The 20,085-nt window shown below is 61.1% G+C and carries 14 protein-coding genes, 5 tRNA genes and 1 pseudogene; 4 read left to right on the top strand and 16 right to left on the bottom strand.

The features are described from left to right. Positions 1-49: 49 nt before the first annotated feature. Both sigW and ppc read right to left on the bottom strand, forming a co-directional pair. Positions 50-607, bottom strand: a complete 558-nt coding sequence (gene sigW / locus OMP40_RS34505) for an RNA polymerase sigma factor SigW (protein WP_420872128.1) — start codon at positions 605-607, stop codon at positions 50-52. A 588-nt stretch (positions 608-1,195) separates the two neighbouring features. Continuing rightward, a complete protein-coding gene (gene ppc, locus OMP40_RS34500; RefSeq protein ID WP_277538281.1) occupies positions 1,196-3,988 on the bottom strand; it encodes a phosphoenolpyruvate carboxylase in 2,793 nt (930 codons plus the stop codon). Between the two features lie 312 nt (positions 3,989-4,300). Here ppc and OMP40_RS34495 point away from each other — a divergent pair, with 312 nt between their 5' ends. Beyond that, the gene (locus tag OMP40_RS34495; protein WP_277538280.1) at positions 4,301-5,029 is read left to right on the top strand and encodes a class I SAM-dependent methyltransferase; all 729 of its coding nucleotides are present in this window, start codon (positions 4,301-4,303) and stop codon (positions 5,027-5,029) included. Positions 5,030-5,054: 25 nt separating this feature from the next. On the opposite strand, the gene OMP40_RS34490 is transcribed toward OMP40_RS34495, so the two are convergent. The 9 genes and pseudogenes from OMP40_RS34490 to OMP40_RS34455 all read right to left on the bottom strand — a co-directional run bounded on the left by OMP40_RS34490 (position 5,055) and on the right by OMP40_RS34455 (position 17,128). Continuing rightward, the gene (locus OMP40_RS34490; protein ID WP_277538279.1) at positions 5,055-5,411 is read right to left on the bottom strand and encodes a DUF1304 domain-containing protein; all 357 of its coding nucleotides are present in this window, start codon (positions 5,409-5,411) and stop codon (positions 5,055-5,057) included. Positions 5,412-7,046: 1,635 nt separating this feature from the next. Then, positions 7,047-9,602, bottom strand: coding sequence for a hypothetical protein (locus OMP40_RS34485; protein ID WP_277538278.1), 2,556 nt, complete (start codon positions 9,600-9,602; stop codon positions 7,047-7,049). 12 nt (positions 9,603-9,614) lie between these two features. Continuing rightward, on the bottom strand, positions 9,615-10,685 hold the full coding sequence (locus OMP40_RS34480; protein ID WP_277538277.1) for a hypothetical protein: 1,071 nt from the start codon (positions 10,683-10,685) through the stop codon (positions 9,615-9,617). A 124-nt stretch (positions 10,686-10,809) separates the two neighbouring features. After that, a pseudogene (locus OMP40_RS42725) lies at positions 10,810-11,313 on the bottom strand (S-layer homology domain-containing protein); the annotation flags it as partial. A 163-nt stretch (positions 11,314-11,476) separates the two neighbouring features. Further along, positions 11,477-12,220 carry a glucosamine-6-phosphate deaminase gene (gene nagB / locus OMP40_RS34475; protein ID WP_420872127.1) on the bottom strand — a complete coding sequence of 248 codons (744 nt, stop codon included), beginning with the start codon at positions 12,218-12,220 and terminating at the stop codon, positions 11,477-11,479. Positions 12,221-12,441: 221 nt separating this feature from the next. After that, positions 12,442-13,770, bottom strand: a complete 1,329-nt coding sequence (locus OMP40_RS34470; RefSeq protein WP_277539693.1) for a 6-phospho-beta-glucosidase — start codon at positions 13,768-13,770, stop codon at positions 12,442-12,444. A 103-nt stretch (positions 13,771-13,873) separates the two neighbouring features. Beyond that, entirely contained in the window at positions 13,874-14,803 is a 930-nt protein-coding gene (locus tag OMP40_RS34465) for a carbohydrate ABC transporter permease (RefSeq protein ID WP_277538275.1), read from the bottom strand. Positions 14,804-14,818: 15 nt separating this feature from the next. After that, entirely contained in the window at positions 14,819-15,748 is a 930-nt protein-coding gene (locus OMP40_RS34460; RefSeq protein WP_277538273.1) for a carbohydrate ABC transporter permease, read from the bottom strand. A 15-nt stretch (positions 15,749-15,763) separates the two neighbouring features. Beyond that, positions 15,764-17,128 carry an ABC transporter substrate-binding protein gene (locus tag OMP40_RS34455; protein WP_277538272.1) on the bottom strand — a complete coding sequence of 455 codons (1,365 nt, stop codon included), beginning with the start codon at positions 17,126-17,128 and terminating at the stop codon, positions 15,764-15,766. On the opposite strand from OMP40_RS34455, the gene OMP40_RS34450 reads away from it, so the two are divergent. The 3 genes from OMP40_RS34450 (at position 17,122) to OMP40_RS34440 (ending at position 18,890) form a co-directional block, all read left to right on the top strand. Continuing rightward, entirely contained in the window at positions 17,122-17,334 is a 213-nt protein-coding gene (locus OMP40_RS34450) for a hypothetical protein (protein WP_277538271.1), read from the top strand. The genes OMP40_RS34455 and OMP40_RS34450 overlap by 7 nt on opposite strands. A gap of 371 nt (positions 17,335-17,705) precedes the next feature. Further along, positions 17,706-18,482, top strand: coding sequence for a GntR family transcriptional regulator (locus tag OMP40_RS34445; protein WP_277539692.1), 777 nt, complete (start codon positions 17,706-17,708; stop codon positions 18,480-18,482). Positions 18,483-18,641: 159 nt separating this feature from the next. Further along, positions 18,642-18,890, top strand: coding sequence for a hypothetical protein (locus OMP40_RS34440; RefSeq protein ID WP_277538270.1), 249 nt, complete (start codon positions 18,642-18,644; stop codon positions 18,888-18,890). 282 nt (positions 18,891-19,172) lie between these two features. On the opposite strand, the gene OMP40_RS34435 is transcribed toward OMP40_RS34440, so the two are convergent. The 5 genes from OMP40_RS34435 to OMP40_RS34415 all read right to left on the bottom strand — a co-directional run bounded on the left by OMP40_RS34435 (position 19,173) and on the right by OMP40_RS34415 (position 19,635). Then, positions 19,173-19,247 (bottom strand) — tRNA-Gly (locus tag OMP40_RS34435). A 56-nt stretch (positions 19,248-19,303) separates the two neighbouring features. Further along, positions 19,304-19,377, bottom strand: a tRNA-Gly gene (locus OMP40_RS34430). Between the two features lie 8 nt (positions 19,378-19,385). After that, positions 19,386-19,462, bottom strand: a tRNA-Pro gene (locus tag OMP40_RS34425). A gap of 15 nt (positions 19,463-19,477) precedes the next feature. Next, a tRNA-Arg gene (locus OMP40_RS34420) sits at positions 19,478-19,554 on the bottom strand. A 6-nt stretch (positions 19,555-19,560) separates the two neighbouring features. Beyond that, positions 19,561-19,635 (bottom strand) — tRNA-Gly (locus OMP40_RS34415). Between the last annotated feature and the right edge of the window lie 450 nt (positions 19,636-20,085).

Raw genomic sequence — 20,085 nt, 5'->3', positions numbered from 1 at the left:
TCCCCGTCTTGGGACGGTTTCATCTTTGGCGGAAAAATGGGCCGATCCGTTAAAGCTTGTGCTCCAGCTTCTTGCGCATGAACTCGCGGCCCCGGTGGACGCGCGTCTTGATCGTCGTCACCGGCATATCCAGCACGTCCGAGATCTCCTGCAGCGACATGTCCTGCAAATAGCGCAGCACCATCACCGACTTGTACTTGACCGGCAGCGTGTCGATCGCGTCCCGGATGATGCGCTGCGTCTCCGACAAGATCAGCTCGCTCTCGGGCGTCCGGTCGTCGCTCGGCAGCATCGCGTATCCGTCGAGCCCCTCGTGGTCCGACGACTCGGCGTCCAGCGAGTAGACCGGACGGCGCTTGCGCAGCCGATCGATGCACAGATTCGTCGCGATCCGATAGATCCACGTCGAAAATTTCTGGTTTTCGTCGTAACGGTCCAGGTTGCGGTAAACGCGCAGGAAACACTCCTGCACAACGTCCTCCGCTTCCTGCCTGTTGCTCGTCATCCGGTAAGCCAGATGGTACAGCTTGTCCTTGTATAAATCCACGATCTCCGCGAACGCGCGCTGATCGCCCTTGCGGGCCAGCTTCGCGAGTCGCGTCTCAATTGGCTTCAACGTGTTAACCCTCACCTTCTTCGCCGGTCGCCCGGCGCTCGGCCCGTCTCGTCCGCTCGGCATCGCGATGCCCGCGGGCGGGACGCCCAGGCCCGGCCGGGTCGGGAAGACCCTTCGCATGAATGCGATCAAGAAAATGGTAATGCACCTGTATCAAAAAAAGCAAGACGCGGATGCTCGGGCTCCCTCTCCCCCTTCGCCTAATTTGTCGTCCTATGCGCCGCCCGACGCTCAGCCCTCGCTGTAATTTCCAAGACACTGATTTCCGTCCATTCCAAAAGACAATTACACGTTTTGGCGCATATTGAACGGACAGAGCAGCCGCTATTTTTCTTTCTACCGCGATTCGCGGCCCGCTCGCGGACTCAGCGGACGCTATCGCGCGGTTGGCGGCCTTTTTTTGACGCGGATCCGAGGAAGTAGCGTCCCCCCAGTCCGATAAGATCGCCCTCGGACTTATTTTTAAGAAAATAACGGCCCCGGGGTCCGCAAAGTCTCCCGAAATCTACCAGACTCCGCTCCGCCAAAATAAAGGACCCGGGCATTTGCCCGGGCCCGCCTATCCGATATAAACGCTTATCAGCCCGTGTTGCGGAGGCCGGCGGCGATGCCGTTGATCGTGAGCAGCACCTCGCGGAGCAGCTCCGTATCGTCCTCGCCCTCGTCCCTGCGCTGTCTGAGCTCGCTCAGCAGCTGAACCTGAAGGTAGCTGAGGGGATCGACGTACGGGTTGCGCAACCGGATCGACTCCTGAATGACCGGCACGTTGTCCAAAATCTCTTCCTGGCCGGTGATCTCCAGCAGGATGCGCTTGGTCAGGTCGTACTCCTCTTGAACGAGCGTGAATATCCGCGTACGGATCTCGTCGTCCTTGATCATGTCCGCGTATTGCCGCGCGATCAGCAGATCCGCCTTGGCCAGCGCCATCTGCAGGTTGTCGACGAGCGTCGCGAAGAACGAATATTCGCGGTACATCCGGCGCAGCGTCTCCAGCTTCGCAGGATCGCCGGCGACGTACTTCTCGAACGCGGTGCCCGCCGCATACCACGCAGGCAGCAGGTAGCGGCTCTGCGTCCAGGCGAATACCCAAGGGATCGCGCGCAGGTCCTCGAAGCGCTCGCTGTTCTTGCGCTTGGACGGACGGGAGCCGATGTTCAGCTCGCCGACCTCGGACAGCGGCGTCGACTCCTTGAAAAAGGTCATGAAGCCCGGATCGCGGAAAATCAGATCCTGGTACTTGGTCTGCGCCGTCTCCGAGATCGACGGAAGGATCTCCTCCCACTGCGCGTCGGCCGTCTGGTCAAGCGTCGGATGCTTCGCCAGGTACGCGGCCTTGACGAGCGCGCTGGTCGCCTGCTCGAGACTGCGGTACGCGATGCCTTCCATCGAATAGCGGGACGTCAGCACTTCGCCCTGCTCCGTGATCTTGATGCCCGCGCCGATCGTATGCGGCGGCTGGGCCAGAATGCTCCGGTTCAGCGGCATGCCGCCGCGACCGAGCGCGCCGCCGCGTCCGTGGAAGAACTTCAGCTTGACGCCGTAGTCGCCCGCCGTCTCGGTGATCTTGTTCAGCGCGACGCGCAGCTCCCAGTTCGCCGTGACCATGCCGCCGTCCTTGTTGCTGTCGGAGTAGCCGAGCATGATCTCGTGCATGTCGCCGCGCGCGGCGACCGCTTCGCGGTAGACCGGCAGGTCGAACAGCGTCTTCATGATCGCCGGCGCGGCGTGCAGGTCGTCGATCGTCTCGAAGAGCGGCGCCGACTGGATCGAGCTGACGAGCTTGCCCTCCGGCGTGCGGCGCACGAGGCCCGCTTCCTTGGCGAACACCATGACCTCAAGCAGGTCGCTCGCGCCGCGGGTCATGCTGATCAGGTACGTCGTGATGCAGCTCTCGCCGAATTCTTCCTGCGCGCGGTGGATCGTCCGGTATACCTCCAGGCACTCCTTGGCGCCTTCGCTGAGCGATGCCGTCGCGTGCAGCAGCGGCCGGGAATCCGACAGCAGCCCGTGCAGCAGCTCGATCTTCTCTTCCTCGCCCAGCTCGTTGTAGCGATCCGTGACGCCCGCCTTCGCCAGCACCTCGGTCATCGCGTTCTCGTGCTCCTGGGAGTGCTGACGCACGTCCAGCGCGGCCAGATAGAAGCCGAACAGCTCGACCTGGCGGATCAGCTTCTTCAGATACGTATCGGCGACGAAGTCCGCGTAATGATGGCGCAGGCTGCGGTCGATCAGCTGAAGGTCCGCGATGAACTCGGACACCTGATGATAGCGCTGCGACGTGCCCTTGAGTTTCTCCTCGCGCATGTTCTGCAGCTTCTGGATCATATAGGTGATCTTGATACGATAAGGTTCGTGGTCGTTGGTCCAGCGGTCCACCGTGCGAAGCTCGACCGCCTCGCGCTCCTGCTCGATCGATTCGAGCAGCTCCGGGTTCACCTTGACGATCGTCGTGCTGAAGCTCATCTTGCGCATGAGCGCCTTCAACAGCGTCTCGTACTTGTGGATAACGAGGTTGCGCTGCATGTTCAGCGTGCGCCAGGTGATGTCGGCCGTCACGGACGGGTTGCCGTCGCGGTCGCCGCCGATCCACGTACCGAAGCGGAGATAAGTCGGCACATGCCACTTCTGCTCCGGATAGTACTTGGCCAGGCAGCGCTCCAGCTCGTCGTAGACGTCGGGCAGCACGTTGAACAGCGTCTCGTGGAAAAAGTACATGCCGTTGCGCACTTCGTCGATGACCGTCGGCTTGCGGTCGCGGAGCTCGTCGGTCTGCCAGAGGGTGAGCACCTCGTTGCGCAGCTGCTCCCGCAGACGCTCGCGCTCGCGGTAGGTGAGCGACGGATTGTCGAGCTCCATCATCTCGTTGGCGATGCGCTTGTGCACGTCGAGCACGGCCCGGCGCATCGCTTCGGTCGGATGCGCGGTCATGACCAGCTCGAGCGAGATCCCGGACAGCAGCTCCTGAACCTCGTTCAGCGGCAAATTCTTGTTCTTCAGCTCCACGATCGCGCTCTCGATGGAGCCCGGCTGGACCGCTTCGCCCGCGGAACGTTCGTAATCGCGCTTGCGGCGGATGCGGTGGTTCTGCTCGGCGATATTGACGAGCTGGAAGTAGATCGCGAACGCGCGGATCACCAGGTGGCGAACCCCCGGCTCCAGCCCCGTAATCGTATTGACGAATTCCTCGTAAAGCTCGGGCACGAATTCGGCGCGCAGCGCCTTGCTCGTCTCCCGGATCTTCTCAACGTGGTCGAGCAGCTCGCGGCCGCCCTGGTGCACCAGCACTTCGCCCAAGATGTTGCCCAGGAACCGCACGTCCCGGCGCAGCAAATGGTTGGTCGAGGAGCGGCTTGCCGTGGCCATTTCTGTCATCCCATTCACCTCAAAATCATGACTTTCGACGCTAAACAATCTTCTAAACATCATACTACAAATGATCTATAAAATCTGCCCCTCGCGTCAGCGCCTTCGAAAATAATGTACCCGCATCGGGTTAGCCGGGAACCGGGACGCAGGGCCTTCGGCAAACTTTATTTTCCTTGCAGGTCGCGGCATCCCGCGCTCCGATGAACCGCGGAGACATGCGGACTCCCGCCGTCGGCAGCGTCGCAGCCCTGCAGCTATCCAGGAGAATGCCGCTGCGTGTAAAATATACCTGATTATGTACATACGGAGGTTATCGCTATGAATTCTTCTTCCTCATCCTCTTCCTCGAACTCGTCCGAGCCGAATCACGACGAGATCTACCGCAGCAGGGCGGCGGAGTACGAGAGGCTCATCTCCGCCCAGCCCTCGCTCGGCGCGCGCATCGACGCGATCCGTCCGCTCGCCGGGCTCGACGTCGTCGACCTCGGCGCGGGCAGCGGCCGCTTGACCGTGCCGATCGCCGCCATGGCCCGCACCGTGCTGGCGGTCGATCTGTCGCCGGCCATGCTCGAGGTGGCCGCTTCCAGGCTGACGGCGTCGGGTGCCCGCAACTGGCGCACCGCCGTCGGCACGCACCTGCGCATCCCCGCCGAGGACGCCAGCGCCGACCTCGTCGTCTCGGGCTGGAGCATCGCCTATTCGGCCGCCTCGGATGCGGACCCGGACGGCGCCGCGCTCGCCGCCATCATAGAAGAGATTCGCCGCGTGCTGCGGCCCGGCGGTACGGCCATCGTCTTTGAAACGATGGGAACCGGCTATACCGCGCCGAACCCGCCGGCATTTTTGCTTTCCTATTATGATGCGCTCGAGCGCGTCCATGGCTTCGCCCACGAATGCTTCCCGTTCGACTACACGTTCGCGGACGCGGCCGAGGCCGAGCGCCTGGCTCGATTCTTTTTCGGCGACGAGACCGGGGACAAGGTCGCGGCGAGCGGCTCGCCCGTCGTGCCGGAGTTTGCCGGCGTCTGGCATCGCGTTTACGCGTAACGCGGCTCGCCGCCGCTCTCCGACGCTAAGTCCACAGCACGAGCGCGAGCGCGATCAAGGCCGGAAGACCCTGCACCAGCAGAATCGAACGTTTGGCCGTCAAGCCGCCGAATAGGGCAGCGACCAGCACGCATGCCAGGAAAAACACTTCGATCTGCTCCCCCGTCTGTCCGTTCGGGTGCAGCAGTCCCCAGCACAAGCCGGCTGCGAGAAATCCGTTGTACAGCCCCTGGTTGGCAGCGAGCGACTTGGTCGCCGCGGCGGTTTCCGGCGTCGTGCCGAACGACTTCATCGCCCGCGGCGTCGTCCAGAGAAACATTTCGAGGATCAGGATGTAGACATGCTCGAGGGCGACCAAGCCCGCGAAAATTTGACCCAACATGCGAGGACCTCCCTTTAATGGCGTATGGACTCTAGTATATCATCGCTTCAGCCGTTTCGAAGGCAAGAAAAACGGCCCTTGCAGCCTTTGTTTGCGCAATGGCGCGCAGCGGCCGGACTGAGGAGACCTTATTTTTGTTCCTAACGCGATTTGCGGCCCGCTCGCGGACCCAGGGGCCTTTATTGAGGAATTGGAGACTTATTTAGCCCGGATCTGGGTGAATAACGACTCTCCAGTCCGTAATAATCGCAATTGCACCATTTTTTATGAAATAGCGTCATCTGAGTCCGGCATCTTCGCTCGGCTTACATTCGGCTGCTCAGCAATTCTCAATTGCCTCTCAAGCTTACCTTGCCGCCTAACGTCATCGTAAGGTTAGAAAGTGAAGTCAGCGGAGGGGGATTGGATGCCGCCGCTCATGTTTCGCAATTTGTCTGCGCGAGGGATAAATTGCGAATGCCTGCAAAGAATGGGCAGGCGTTTCCTCCTCTGCTCTTCCAGTCGGCTGAAAAACCTGCGTTACCCAGCGTACTTCCCCCTCTCGCCTCGCGCGACGATGCGAGAGGGGGCTTAAGGCGCTGTATAGTGCTGTAAAGCGTTACCTGTCGATTTTATACTTTCTATCATTTTAAAAAAGCCGTCAGGGAAGGTCGCAGCTCTCCCTGACGGTCCTTGCATCAAGCGCGGGCACGATCGGCGGGCAGCCCGCGACCGCCTGAACGCACAACCAGCCGCGCCAACGCCTCCGCACCCGCCCGCCAGAGAGGTGCGTTTGAATGACGCCTTTGCGCGATCAGCATACGCGAAGGATTAGAATTCCTTAGCGTCCTTCTAACGCTTCAGCAAAATGGATACGGATTTGCAGAAACGTCCTCTTCGGCTGGTCCAATCGGCCGATATGCCGCTATATTTAACCTTGAACAACGCCAAGCCTGCGGGCTTGACGAGTTTGGCAGACTTCGGCGGATTTGGCGGGCTTGGGGGCTTGGCGTCCTCGCGCTCGCGGCCTATATAGAATAGCTGTTGAACCGCATTTATTTCCTTCGATCACGACATTATTGGGCCAAATAAGGGTTGAAGCGCAATTAAATTCCCACTTTCGAGCGTTTGGACCCGGCCATGAACAAATTAAATGCGGTTGAACACTTATTTCCTCCCCAGCCCCGATCATCGGTCCGATTAACTGCATTTCAACACTTATCGCCCCCGGCCCCCGGCTCCCAGCTCCCGGGTTATTCGTGTCCAGATCGAGCACAATCGCGCTTGATCTCTTCCTGGAACATCCGATTACAAAAAAACGAGTTCGTTCCTACCCGAGACTTCAACGGCCGCGCGATGGCGCAAGAGGACCGGTTTGTTCCTAACCGAGACTTCGGCGGCGGGACGACAGTGCAAGCGTATTCGTTCGTTTCTAACCGAGAATCCTTCGGCAAACGCTCCATGAAGCCTCTCTTGGGTTGCAACTGAAGCAAACTGAAAAGGGCAGCATCCCACACCGAAAAAGCCGCCTGCGGCCCTTTGGCTTGCGCACTGACGCGCAGCGAACGGACCGGTGAGGCCTTATTCTACTTTTCAGACAGATCGAAAAAACGTCCCCGAAAGGACGTTTTTTCGTATGCATGCAGCGTGACGAGTTTACTGCGCTTCCTTGATGATGCCGAAGTACCGGCCCATCCAGTAGGGAAGGGTGAACACCGCGGACGTATCCATGCTGCCGTGATTGTAATCGAAGTTCGGATTCGCGGTATACGGCCCGTCGAACTGTGCGAACGGATTGCTGTTGTTCTTGACGATCTTCCGTTCGTCCGGCGCGAGCGCGTAGTTCGTCTGCTTGAGCTTGTCGCGATCGCCGGGCTCGATGTAGAGGACGTCCTGACGGTCGTACTGGGCGGCGAGCTCGATGCGGTACAGCGGCATGCGGTACAGGAAGCGGACGGCCGACGCCAGGTCCACGGTCGTATCCTCCGGATGCGCCATTTGATAAAGGAACGTATAGAACGGATTTTCCTCGCGCTTCTCGTTCGCGTACCACTGGTCGTAAGCCGCGACGATCTGCGCCTTGCGGACCGGATCGGTCTCTTGCAGAATCAATTCGTAGACCGGGAACCAGCCGAGCTCCTCGTCGGAGTAGTTGATGTACTGGGTCCAATCGCCGTGCAGCGTCCCGTTGATGTTCGAGTCGTCTTCGCGGTCTCCCGTGTAGCCGGGCTTCTCGTACGTAACGGGATTGTTGCCGTTAATGTTGTAGGCGTTGTTCGCCTGGCGCACGAGCCTGCGCGCCTGATAGTCCAGCGCCATGTTGATATAGCCCTTGCCGTTGACGAACGGCTCTTCCTTGCTGTAATCGCCGTCGTAGACGAGATCGTAGGCCGCCTTGAACTTGGCCTGATCCTGCGGGTACGCCTCCGCGGTCACCGTGATCGCCGTCTTCAGCATGGACATGATCTCGAGCGCGTTGAGCGGTCCGTCCTCGTAGCCGTAGGACAATGCATCGTCGCCGTTCGCGTCCACGCCGATGCGCTGCGTCCAGAGCGCCTGCTTTTCCATGACGTTCAAGCTGTCGTTGAAGTATTTGGACAGCCATCTCGACCATTGGGTCGACTTGCCCGTCGCGTCCTCGATGTAGTAATGGTCGTCCTTCAGAATCAGGTTCGTCATCCGGTCGGTCGCCTCGGCGGTCAGGCGCTTGAACTCGGCGAGCTCGGGATCGGACGTGTCGTCGCACAAGTATTGATAGGCGGTGAAAAAGAGCGCGTAGTGGCCGTCGACCTCATCCGAGGAGGTGTCGGCTTTGTAGACGATCTGATTCTGATCGATATAACCGTCGCTGCCGATGGCGCTGGCCGGGAACAGGTCATTGAAGAACTTCGGGATCTTCTCGTAAACCGGCACGGTCAGCTGGAAAAGCGGCTTGTTCGAAGCCGTCGTCGTCTTGTCCTCCGCCGCGTTCGCGTTGTTCGTCTTGGCGGTGATCACGGGCAGCACCTGGTAGACATTTTTGGCGACCGAGGTTTTGATATCGATGCCGAGCTTCTGTCCGTCCGGACGCGCCGCGTTCAGCGCATCGATCGACTCCTGGCTCAGGCCGAAGCCGTTGTAATTCATGACGTCCGAGCCGCCGGAAGGGAACAGCGTATCGCCCTTCTTGCTCTCGGCGTCCTTGGTCACCCGCACGAGACCGTAGCCGATCGGCGTCTTGCCGGCCTGCTGCATGCTCGGGACGATGGCGTTCGGATTGACGGCGTTGTCGCCGACGATCGTATGGAACCAGAGGCCGTTCTGGCTCTGGAAGCCGTAATCCGTGCCGTCGGTCGTCTGGGCGCTCCCTTCGCTGGTCAGCATATAGGAGCGGGCGGGGAATCCGTTGCCGCGGCCGGACACGTAGTCCAGCAGCAGCACCGCCTTGGAGGCGCGCAGCGCATCCGCTTTTGCGGCCGCGATATCCGCTTGCTGCTGCGTCGTCGGGTTTGCTCCCGCTTCATCCTTCAGCGTGCGGTAGCGGAAGATCTCGCCCATCGCGTACATCGTCGTCCACAAGCCGTCGTTGTCGCTCGTCGCGGGCGAGCCCGTGAACGTTCCGGTTGCGGAGCTGTAGTCCACGCTCGAGTTCGCGCCGTCCGAGAAGGCGAACGAGGCGCCCGAAGCCATGCCGCGGCGGTCGTTGACGGCTTTGACGAGCTTCTCGTAGACGGAGGTGCGCGCAAGCAGCGTCATCTTCGGCATCGTGATATGCGTGACGCCGCTCGCCGTCTTGGCCCATACGCCGCCGTCGCCGTCGGAAGCCAGCGCCAGCACGTTGTCGTCACCGCCGTACAGGTAGCGCGGGCCCGCGAAGTACTGGACGATGTCGCGCGCGTCGGATTCCGTGAAGTCCACGCGCTGCAAGCCGGTCTTGGTGCCGATCCAGTAGACGTTGTCCTTGTCCTTGAACGCCGCGGTGACGTCGCCGGTCACGGCGCCGGGCAAGAACGGGATGTCCGTGGCGGTCGTCCAGTCCAGATTCGCGGGGATGGAGGCGTCGCCCGCTTTGTAATAAACGACGTTTTTGGTCGCGGCTGCATGGAGCTGGACCGGCGTGAACTGCGCGCCGGGCAGCGCGACGTTCGCGCTGGCCGACGGAACGGCGATCGCGGCGGCCAGCGTCGCGGTCAGCGCGCCGGTCGTCCATTTGCTGAGTTTTTTGTTCGCCATGGGGCACCTTCCTTATTGTTGGATGTGGGATACGCCGGTCTCCGTGATCGCATAGACGCCCATTCCGCCGTCGGAGATCAGAAGAAGCACCTTGTCGTCCTTCAGATCCTTGCTTGCCAGCGTGTAGGACTTCATCTCGTTGTCCGCCAGGCGGACGCGCGTTACGCCGTCGTTCGTTCCGAGCCATAGCCACGTACGCGACGCGTCCAGCACCGAAGTGTTGACGCCCCGGAGCGAGGCGAAGATCGAAGGCTTGACGTCAAAGGAAGCATTGACGAAAGTCGTCGCGTTGGTCAGATCCGGCACCGCGGTCGCCGCGTTGGCGACGCTCGGCTTGTAGCTCGGATCCTGCAGGAAGGCGATATACTGCTTGACCTGAAGCTCGGCCTTCGTGCTGCCCAATTGCGAGGCGGCTTCCGCGTAGCTGTACAGCTTCGTGCTCAGGTCTACAACGCCGCCGTTGCCTCCCGTGCCTCCGGCCGCGCCGCCGCTCGTTTTCGTCTCGCCCGCGATCTTGGCGCTCTTCGCGTTCAGCGTCAGCAAGCCGGGCGCCTTGGACAGTTCGACGCCTTCCGCGTTGATGACCGCCGTCGCGATCTTCCCGTCGCCCGTCACCTGTACGGGGCCGTTGGCCGTAAACGTGTCCACGGCCAAATCCGCTGCGAATTCGATCTTCGCGTTCTTCAAGCCGGCGTCCGCCGTAAACTTCGCGATATGCCCGGCACCGCTCCCGAACGACAAGCCCGATACAAACGTAAGCTCGGTCGCGTCGCCCTTCCACTGGACCGTGTCCGACGGCTTCGCCTTGATGACGACGATGCCGACCGGCTGCGTAGACCCGTTCTCCAGTTGGCCGCCGGATGCGAACTCGACGTTCGCGATGCGCGTGTCGCCCTCGAGCTTGACGCGAATCTCGCCCGAAGGCTTGTCTACGACCAGGCGCGCCGCCTTCGTATTCTTCAGCACGACCGTATGCGCGCCGCCGCCGAGTACGTAGACCGTACCGCCGACGTCCGAGCCTTCGATCGTCACTTCGCCGTCGCCGACGCCAGGCGCGATATACAGGCTGCCCGTCAGGTTCAAGCCCGACAGTTTGGCCCCCCGGCTTGTTGACGGTCAGGTTGCCGCCGGACACGCCGTCGTGCGCTGCGCCGTCGGCGATCAGCGTTCCCATCGCCCCGTTCAGCATCTTGACCGCCTCGGCGCGCGTGAGGGTTTTCTTGGGCTGGAACTCGCCCGCAGGCGTTCCCGTTATGTAGCCCGCTGCCTGCAGCGCATGCACCGAATCCTTCGCCCAGGCCGCGATTTGACCCTCGTCGGCGAACGTACCCGCCGACGAAGCCGCGCCCAAGTGCAGCGCCCTGTCCAGCATGACCGCCGCCTGCTCGCGGGTCACGTCGGCCAGCGGCGTCGCGTTGCCTGCCGCATCGCCCTGCATAATGCCCGCCGCCGCGACCTTCGCGATATCGGCCGCATACCAGGCTTGCGCCGGCACGTCGGCGAACGACGCTGCGCTGCCGGCTTCATAGCCGTAGATGCGATTCAGCATCGCGGCCAGCTCCGCCCGCGTCACGGCTCCGTTCGGACGGATGAGCCCGTTCTGGTCGCCTTTCAGCAGACCGAGCGCCTGCCAGGTCTGAATGTCGGCCGATGCCCAGGCCGGGATCGTCTCCGCGGACGTCGCCGCGTACGCGCCTTGCCCGAGCGCCATCAGCGCCGACGCCGACAGCAGCGACACTGCTCCTTGCTTCCACCTTTTGCCCATTGGTGAGCCTCCTCGGTTGATCGTTTGGTATCTTTAGCGTTTGTTTCACCGAACCCCGTTCTGCCCTGCTCCCTGCCCCCGCTCGCTCCGGCGCCGCGCCGCCGGCCGATCAGCCCCTCTCAGGCGCCAGCGCGCCGGCCGCCTCGAGATCAAGCACGACCGTCGCGTCCGGATGGAGCTGCAGCAGCGACGCCGGACAATCCGTGCCGATCGGCCCTTCGAGGGCGCGGGCGACGATCGCCGCCTTGGCCGCGCCCGTGGCGAGCAGCACGATGGACCTGGCTTGCAGGATCCGCCCCGCGCTCATCGTCAGCGCATATGCCGGCACCTGCTCGCCTTCGCCGAAAAACCTTGCGTTGGCCCGACGGGTCGATTCGGCCAGCCGAACGACTTGCGTGCCGCCCGTCGCGGAAACAAAGCCCGGCTCATTAAAGCCAATGTGGCCGTTCGCCCCGATGCCGAGCAGCTGCAGGTCGGCGGGACCATAGTAGCGATAAAGCGCGTCGTACAGCCTGCACGCGTCTTCGGCACGGTCTGCGTCGCCTTCCGGCAGATGCGTCCGGTCCGGCGACAGGTTGACGTGGTCGAACAAATGCGTCCTCATATACGCCGCGTAGCTCTGGGGATGCGAAGGCGGCACGCCGGCATATTCGTCCAGGTTAAAGGTCCGCGCCTTGCCGAAGTCGGCTTCGCCCGCGCGATGCGCCGCAACCAGCGCCCGGTACACCCCGACCGGGGTCCCCCCGGTCGCCAGTCCGAGCACGCTGTCCGGCTTGCGGCGCAGCTGCGCCGCGAACAGCGCCGCGACATGCCGTTCCGCCTCGTCCGCGGACGGCAGCACCGCGACACGCACGCCGCCCGCCATCCGTTCGGCTCCCGCTTTCGCCGCGCCCGCCGGGTTCACCGCGTAGGCCGCATTCACCGTGTTGGCCGCGTTGCCCGTGTCCGCCGCGCTCGCTGCGTTGTCCGCTTTCGCCGCATTCGCCGGTTTCACCGCGCGCTCCGGGTTCGCCTTGTTCGCCGCGTCCGCGACTTGCTCCGCATGAAACGCGTCGCCCCCGCTCACCGCCGGTCTCACGGCACCAACGTCGCGAACTGCGGCAGGTACGCCGCGTTCGCCTCCAGAATATCGGCGAGCACCGTCTTCGCCAGCGCGGCGTCGCCGACAAGCGGGTGAACCGTGAGCGCCTGCAGCGCGGCGCGGCGGTCCCCGTGAACGGCTGCCTCGATCGTCAGTTCCTCGTACGACTTGACGAGCTGCAGCAGGCCGCGGATTTGCGGGGACAGCGGCGCCGCCAACTGCAGCGGATGCGCGCCGTCCGCCTTGATCACGCAGTTGACCTCGATCGAGGCGTCGTCGGGCAGGCAGGAGACGATGCCGCCGTTTCGCACGTTGACGACCTGTATGTCGCCCTTGTCCGCGTAGATCGACTTCATGAGCCGCACCGCCGCCTCGGAGTAGTAGGCGCCGCCCCTTTTCTCCAGCTGCTTCGGCTTCTCCGTCACCTCGGGACGACGATAGATGTCGAACAGCTCGGCTTCGACCGACTTCACCTCGTCGGCGCGCGTCCGGCCCGTGCGTTCAAAGTCGGACGCCAGCTCCGCCAGCATCTCGTTCTTCATATAATAGTAGCGATGGTACGAGCACGGCAGCGCGCCGAGCGAGGCGATGAACGCCGCGTCCCATTCGAGATCGGGGACGTTCTTGACCGTCAGCCCTTTGCCCGAAGCGAGCGTCTTCAGGAACGAAGCCGTGACGTCCTCGCCGTCCAGCAGCACGCGCGTCGTCCAGTGCAGATGGTTGATGCCCGCCATCTCGATGAACACCCGCTCCGGCTCCACGCCGTACAGCGCCGCGATCTGCATCTTCGTGTCGATCGGCAGATTGCACAGCCCGACCGTCTTGATGCGCGAATGCTTCAGCACCGCCTCCGTCACAAGTCCCGCGGGATTGGTGAAGTTGACGAGGAAGGCGTCCGGCGCCAGCTCCTCCATGTCCCGGCAGATGTCCAGAATGACCGGCACGGTCCGCAGCGCCTTGGCGAAGCCGCCCGCCCCGGTCGTCTCCTGGCCGATCAGGCCGTGCGACAGCGGGATTTTCTCGTCGAGCGATCTCGCCTCGAGCATGCCGACGCGCAGCTGCGTCGTGACGAAGTCCGCGCCCGCGATCGCTTCCCGGCGGTCCAGCGTCGTACGCAGCGCGATCTCCTTGCCGCTGCGCGCGATCATGCGGCGAGCCAGCTCCGCGACGATCGCGAGCTTCTCCGCGCCCGCTTCGATGTCCGCCAGCACGAGCTCCCGAACCGGGAATTCGTCGTGGTACCGCAGGATGCCGTCGATCAATTCAGGCGTGTAAGAGGAGCCGCCTCCGATGACGGCCACCTTCAAATGTTGTCTGGTCATACGTTTACGCTCCTTCGTCTTGCTGACCTTCGTCTTGCTGACCTTCGTCTTGCTGACCTTCATCTTGCCGGCTTGCTTCGCGCAACCGCCGCCCGCCGCCGGATCATTCCTTGACGCCGCCGGCGGACAGGCCGCTCACGATATAACGGTAGAGCACGAGCGAGATGAGCACCGGCGGCAGCGAGGCGACGACGCCTCCTGCGGTCATAAGGCCCCAGTCGATGCTGTGCTTGCCGATGAATTCCCGTACGACGATCGGCAGCGTCTTCGAGGCGACGGTCTGGGTGAACGCGTTGGCGTAAATAAATTCGTCCCAGCAGTTGAGAAACGTGAAGATCGCGGTCGCCGCGATGCCCGGCATCGCGAGCGGCACGAGGATGCGCGCCATCGTGCCGAGCTTGCCGCAGCCGTCGATGTACGCCGCCTCCTCGAGCTCCCTGGACACGGCCTGCAGGTAGCCCGACAGCAGCCAGGCCGCATACGGCAGGGAGAAGGACAGATTGGCGGCGATGAGCGCCGCGTTCGTGTCGAGCAGCGGCGGCGTATGCCAGCCGATGCCGGTAAACGGGATGCTGAAGTCGATGCCGTCCCGCATCATCACGTACAGCGGGACGATGATGCTGATCGACGGCAGCAGCTGCATCGCCAGGATGATGAACAGCAGCGTGACGCGCAGCGGAAACTTGAGTCTGGCCAGCGCATAACCGCCCAGCGTGCCGACGACGATCGTCAGCACCGTCGTGAGCGTGCTTACGGTGAAGCTGTTGCGGAGCGCGTGGAAGAAGTCGCTGCCGACCGTACCCGCCAGCAGATGCCGATAGTTAAGCCAGGTCGGCGCATGCGGCAGCAGGTGGCCGGACAGCAGATCGCGGGTCAGGCTGAGCGAGCTGGTCAGCAGATAGACAAAGGGGCCCATCGTGAACAGCGTTAGCAAGGCGATGCCGAGCCACAGATAGAACGGCGGCATCAGGTCGCCGTCGCGCGGCCTGGTGAACCAGCGCCGGAGGCCGGCGCTTCGATTGGTCGATTCCATACGATGCTCGGCTCCTTAAAGGTGGGAATCTTGGTTGCGCCTCAGCAGCACCATGTAGACGACGACGAGGATCAGGATGAGCAGCGTGGATACCCACGCCATCGCCGACGCCTTGCCGAGATAGAAGTAACGAAAGGCATAGTTGTAGGTGAGATACGAGGTCGAGGTTTTGGCGTCCCCCGTGAATACGGTGAGAATGTCGTACACCCGGTACGCCCCGATGATGCGCAGGATGACCGCGACGATCGCCGTAGGCAGCAGCTGCGGCACGGTGACATGCCGAAGCTTTTTCCAGAAGCCCGCCCCGTCGATGACCGCCGCCTCGTACAAGGAATGCGGAATGCTCTGAAGTCCCGCCAGCAGCAGCAGCGTCATGAACGGCGTCATCTTCCAGATGTCGGCGATCGCCGAGAACGTGACGACCTTCGTCGAGCTCGACAGCCAGAGCGGGTTGGACGACTCCGGCAGCAGGTGAAGATTGTGCAGGACGACCGTCAGCGCGCCATAGCCCGGCTGGTAGATCCAGTTCCACAGCAGGCCGCTGACGAGCGTCAGCATCGCCCACGGAATCATGATCATGCCTCTGAAAAGCAGCCGCCCCTTGAACGCATGATTCAACAGCAGCGCGGCGAAAAAACCGATGGCAAGCTCGGCGGCGACGGAGAAAACCGTGAAGTACACGGTGTTCCCCATCGACGTCCAAAAGTCTTGCAGCCTGAAGATGTCGGCATAGTTGCCGAGGCCAACCGGCTTCGGATCCGAGCCGTCCATCAGGTTGTACTTGTAAAGGCTCCATACAGAGGACTGGAAAATCGGCACGACAAAGATGCGGAACAAAATGTAAAGGGTCGGCACCAGCAGCACGTAGGCCAGCAGCGCGTCGTGTCGCATGGCGGGCGTGTATTTCGCTCGTTTTCTCTTGGGTGCCGCGTTCGGCTCAGCCACTCTTGCTCCTCCTTGCTATTTGGCCGCGCGCTGTATCGCTTGGTCGATCTTGGCGGCCGCGTCATCCAGCGCCTGCTGCGGCGTCTTGTTTTTCACGAGCGCGCTGTAGATCTCGTTCGACTGAATGTCGGCCCACTCGACGTAGCCGGGCGCGTTCGGACGATTGGAGCCGTATTGGAATTGCTCGACGATCTTGCCCAGCGTCTGGGTCGAATCCGCGGCGATCATGTCGGGGTCCTCGTACAGGCTCTTCAGCGACGGATAGATGCCCATCTCCTTGAAGTTGTCGAGCTGGAAGCCCTTCTCTCCGATCCACTTGACGAACTCCAGCGCGGCCTGCTTGTTCTTGCTGCTCTGCATGATGCCGATGCCTTCGGAGCCGGAGACGGCGGTGGACTTGATGTCCCCCTGTCCGGGGATCAGCCCGACGTCGGTCTGTCCGACGACTTGCGACATCTCCGCGTTGTTCAGGTCGGGGTACATGCCCTCCCAGTTGATCATCATGGCGATCTTGCCCGCGGCGAAGGCGTTCTTCACGTCGTCCTCCGTCCATTGGAGGCTCGACGGGTCGACCGTCTTGTCGACATGAATAAGGTCCGTCATATACGTGAGCGCCTGAACGGCTTCCTCGGAGTTGACGTGCAGCTTGCCCTGGTCGTCGAGCAGCTTGCCGCCGAACGCCGCGACGATCGTGTCGAAGTCGATGTTAAGCGACTCCGCCTGCTTCCAGGACCAGGCCGAGCCGTAGACGCCGCCCTTAGTCAGCTTCTTGGACATTTCGCGGAATTCGTCCCACGTCTTCGGCGGGGCGTCGTAGCCCGCGTCGGCGAGGAGCTTCTTGTTCCAATACAGATGCTTGCTGCTGGAGTAATAAGGAATCGCGAGCACGTGGCCGTTGTAGATGACCGAATCGACCGAGGATTGCGTATAGTTCGAGAGGATCTCCTTCGGCATGACGTTCGTCAGGTCCGCCGCGATCTTGCCCTCGTAAAACTGGCCGCCCCAGATCGTATCCATCTCGATGACGTCGATGTCGGAGGAGCTGGACAGCGAGGCCGTCGTGATCTTGCCGAAGAGCGAGTTGTAGTCGACGCCCATGAAGTTTACTTCGATGCCGGTCTCTTCGGTAAATTTTTTCGCCATTTGCGCGACGCGTCCGTCGGTGTCGACCATCAGCACAGTGATTTTCTTGCCCTTTTGCGAGCCGTCGCCGAGCTTGGACCAGTCCATCTCCGCTTGGCTGCCTCCGGCCGATGCCGATGAACCGGCGGTCTGCGAGGCGTCCGATTTGGCGGACGGCGTCACGCCGCATGCGGTCAGCAGCGCTGCGGATAAGAGGATCGGCGCGGCCCACTTGGGCCAGGAATGTTGGTTTGGCAAAACGGATGACCTCCCTGTCTGATTTTCGTTCGTTGCGGATGATGCGGTTTCTGCATGGTTTGGGAACATCTCTTTTTTTTGGAAACATCTCTTTTTTGGAAATATCTCTTTTGGAAACGCTTTCCTTTGTGCGAAACGCGCCGGTTCGCCTGCGCGATCCTTCCGCGCGCTGCCCGCAGCTTAGCCATGCGACGAGCAAGCAATGATCGGATGTGCTTCCAACCTTTACTCCGCCAGTCAATTCGTACCTTCCGTACCCACTCACCCCTAAATGGTAATAATGAATTAAGTACATGTTATTATTTGTTATTACCTTTGTCAATCATCTAAAAAATTTTTGTGCGCATTGGCTAGTGCTAAACGAAGCAAACGTTGTCTTTTTTAATAATAATCGTGAAAAAATAGCGAAAATACACGGAATCAAGGAATCGATTCACAAAAATGACGAATACATTTATAATGATGAATGCTGGCAGTTGCACTTAGTGGAGGTAATTTGTAATGACAAAGAAACAACATAATCCCCTTTACGCGATGCTGAAGGAGAAGCTGCTGCTTCAAATTCAATCCGAGGAGTATAAGGTGGGGGGATCGACTGCCAACAGAATCGGAGCTGTGCGATCAGTATCAGGTGAGTCGCACGACCGTACGATACGCCCTTCAGGAGCTGGAGCGCGAAGGCATCCTCGAGCGGATCCAGGGGAGCGGGACGTTCGTCAAGCGCAAGGAGCTGCAGCTGCTCGCGACCCGAAGCTTTTCCGAGGATATCAGCGCCCAGGGCAAGAAGCCGAGCAACAAAGTGCTCGAAGCGGTCGTCGTGCCCGCCGACTCCCCGCTTGCCGGCGTGCTCGGCATTCCGCTGGAATCGCCGGTGACGAAGCTCGTGCGCCTTCGGTACGCGGACCACGAACCCTTGATTTACGAGACCTCGTACATTCCCTGGAGCCTGGCGCCGGGTCTTGCGCTTAATCATGACGAGGGCTCCTTGTTCTCGCTCATTCAAAGCCGCTACCAGCTGCAGATCCACCGCTCCGTAGAGAAGCTGAAGCCCGTGCTAGCGGACAAGCAGGCCGCGAAGCTGCTGAACATCCCCGAAGGCTCGCCCTGCTTCGAGGTGCAGACGATCACCTATTTGACGGACAACACGCCGCTTGAGTACAACTACGGCATTTTCCGCGGGGGATTTCCCGAACTTCACGATCGAGCGGTTTTATTGAGCGTGCCGCCTTGCCATATAGAGACGTTGCGCGGATTTCTGCGCTTTGTCTCTGGCGGCTTAGCAAGCAGCAAGGAGATCATTTGTTGCCGGTTGAGACTTCTCGCGGTAGGCGAGGTTGCGGCGGAGCTCGTGTGATCCCGGTTGAGACTTCTCGCGGCAGGCGAGGTTGCGGCGGAGCTCGTCTGATCCCGGTTGAGACTTCTCGCGGTAGGCGAGGTTGCGGCGGAGCTGGTCTGTTCCCGGTTGAGACTTCTCGCGGTAGGCGAGGTTGCGGCGGAGCTCGCCTGATCCCGGTTGAGACTTCTTGCGGCAGGCGAGGTTGCGGCGGAGTTCGTCTGTTCCCGGTTGAGACTTCTCGCGGCAGGCGAGATTGCGGCGGAGTTCGTCTGTTCCCGGTTGAGACTTCTCGCGGCAGGCGAGATTGCGGCGGAGTTCGTCTGTTCCCGGTTGAGACTTCTCGCGGTAGGCGAGGTTGCGGCGGAGCTGGTCTGTTCTCGGTTGAGACTTCTCGCGGCAGGCGAGGTTGCTGCGGAGCTCGTTTGATCCCGGTTGAGACTTCTCGCGGTAGGCGAGGTTGCTGCGGAGTTCGTCTGATCCCGGTTGAGACTTCTCGCGGCAGGCGAGATTGCGGTCGAGCTCGTCTGATCCCGGTTGAGACTTCTTGCGGCAGGCGAGATTGCGACGGAGCTTTCTTGTTCCTGACCGAGACTGTGCGACGTGAACGGGCACGGTGTTATCCTAGGTCCACAAGTGCCGCATTTTTGATCTTGGCGGGATAATCACCAAAAACAAAAAATCCGCTCTCGGCGGATGTAAGGTTCGTTATGGAGCGGAAAACGGGATTCGAACCCGCGACCTTCTCGTTGGCAACGAGATGCTCTACCACTGAGCTATTTCCGCATATGTACTCAAAATAAAAAAGCCTTGACGGCAAGGCTGTGCTTGCAAATGGATGTTGGAGCGGGTGATGGGAATCGAACCCACGCCATCAGCTTGGAAGGCTGAGGTTCTACCATTGAACTACACCCGCGTAAAAAATGGTCGGGACGACACGATTTGAACATGCGACCCCCTGGTCCCAAACCAGGTGCTCTACCAAGCTGAGCTACGTCCCGACAGTATGATTAAAGTGGCGCGCCCTGAGAGATTCGAACTCCCGGCCTTCAGATTCGTAGTCTGACGCTCTATCCAGCTGAGCTAAGGGCGCAAATGATGGAGCGGAAAACGGGATTCGAACCCGCGACCTTCTCGTTGGCAACGAGATGCTCTACCACTGAGCTATTTCCGCGTATGATGGTTAGTCCGAGGGCGAACATCGTCGTTGTCTTCGTTCATGTTTTCCCCCAAAAGCGACTTTTTTATATTAGCAAATCCCCAAGAGAATTGCAAGCGGTAATTTAAAAAAAGATGAAATTGTTTGTGGGACGCGGTTCGAAGGCGGGATTTCGGCGCCAATCATGGCAAGTGACATTAGCCAGCGTCACATGACGAGAACTCGGCGCCAACCGGGTAAAAGAGACACTTCACAGCGTCACTTGACGGGAACATGGCGCCAATCTTGACCAAGGGACGCTGTACAACGCCTCATAACAAGTCCTCGGACCAATCTTGGCCAAGTGACGCTGTACAGCGCCTCCTGACGCGACCCTCGGCGCCAACCGTGGCCAAGCGACACTGCACAGCTACTTGGCGGTACTTCAGCGCCAACCGTGGCAAAGGGACGCTGTACAGTGTCTCT

It is taken from the genome of Cohnella rhizosphaerae (assembly GCF_029525575.1).
In the GTDB taxonomy this organism is placed as follows: domain Bacteria; phylum Bacillota; class Bacilli; order Paenibacillales; family Paenibacillaceae; genus Cohnella; species Cohnella rhizosphaerae.
This window is presented reverse-complemented; position numbering and strand designations above follow the sequence as displayed.

Bases quoted from the DNA above. Each gene is read 5' to 3' on its own strand.
- OMP40_RS34470 (WP_277539693.1), bottom strand. From the start codon at position 13,770: ATGACCAGACAACATTTGAAGGTGGCCGTCATCGGAGGCGGCTCCTCT.
- ppc (WP_277538281.1), bottom strand. From the start codon at position 3,988: ATGACAGAAATGGCCACGGCAAGCCGCTCCTCGACCAACCATTTGCTG.
- OMP40_RS34465 (WP_277538275.1), bottom strand. From the start codon at position 14,803: ATGGAATCGACCAATCGAAGCGCCGGCCTCCGGCGCTGGTTCACCAGG.
- OMP40_RS34490 (WP_277538279.1), bottom strand. From the start codon at position 5,411: ATGTTGGGTCAAATTTTCGCGGGCTTGGTCGCCCTCGAGCATGTCTAC.
- OMP40_RS34495 (WP_277538280.1), top strand. From the start codon at position 4,301: ATGAATTCTTCTTCCTCATCCTCTTCCTCGAACTCGTCCGAGCCGAAT.
- OMP40_RS34485 (WP_277538278.1), bottom strand. From the start codon at position 9,602: ATGGCGAACAAAAAACTCAGCAAATGGACGACCGGCGCGCTGACCGCG.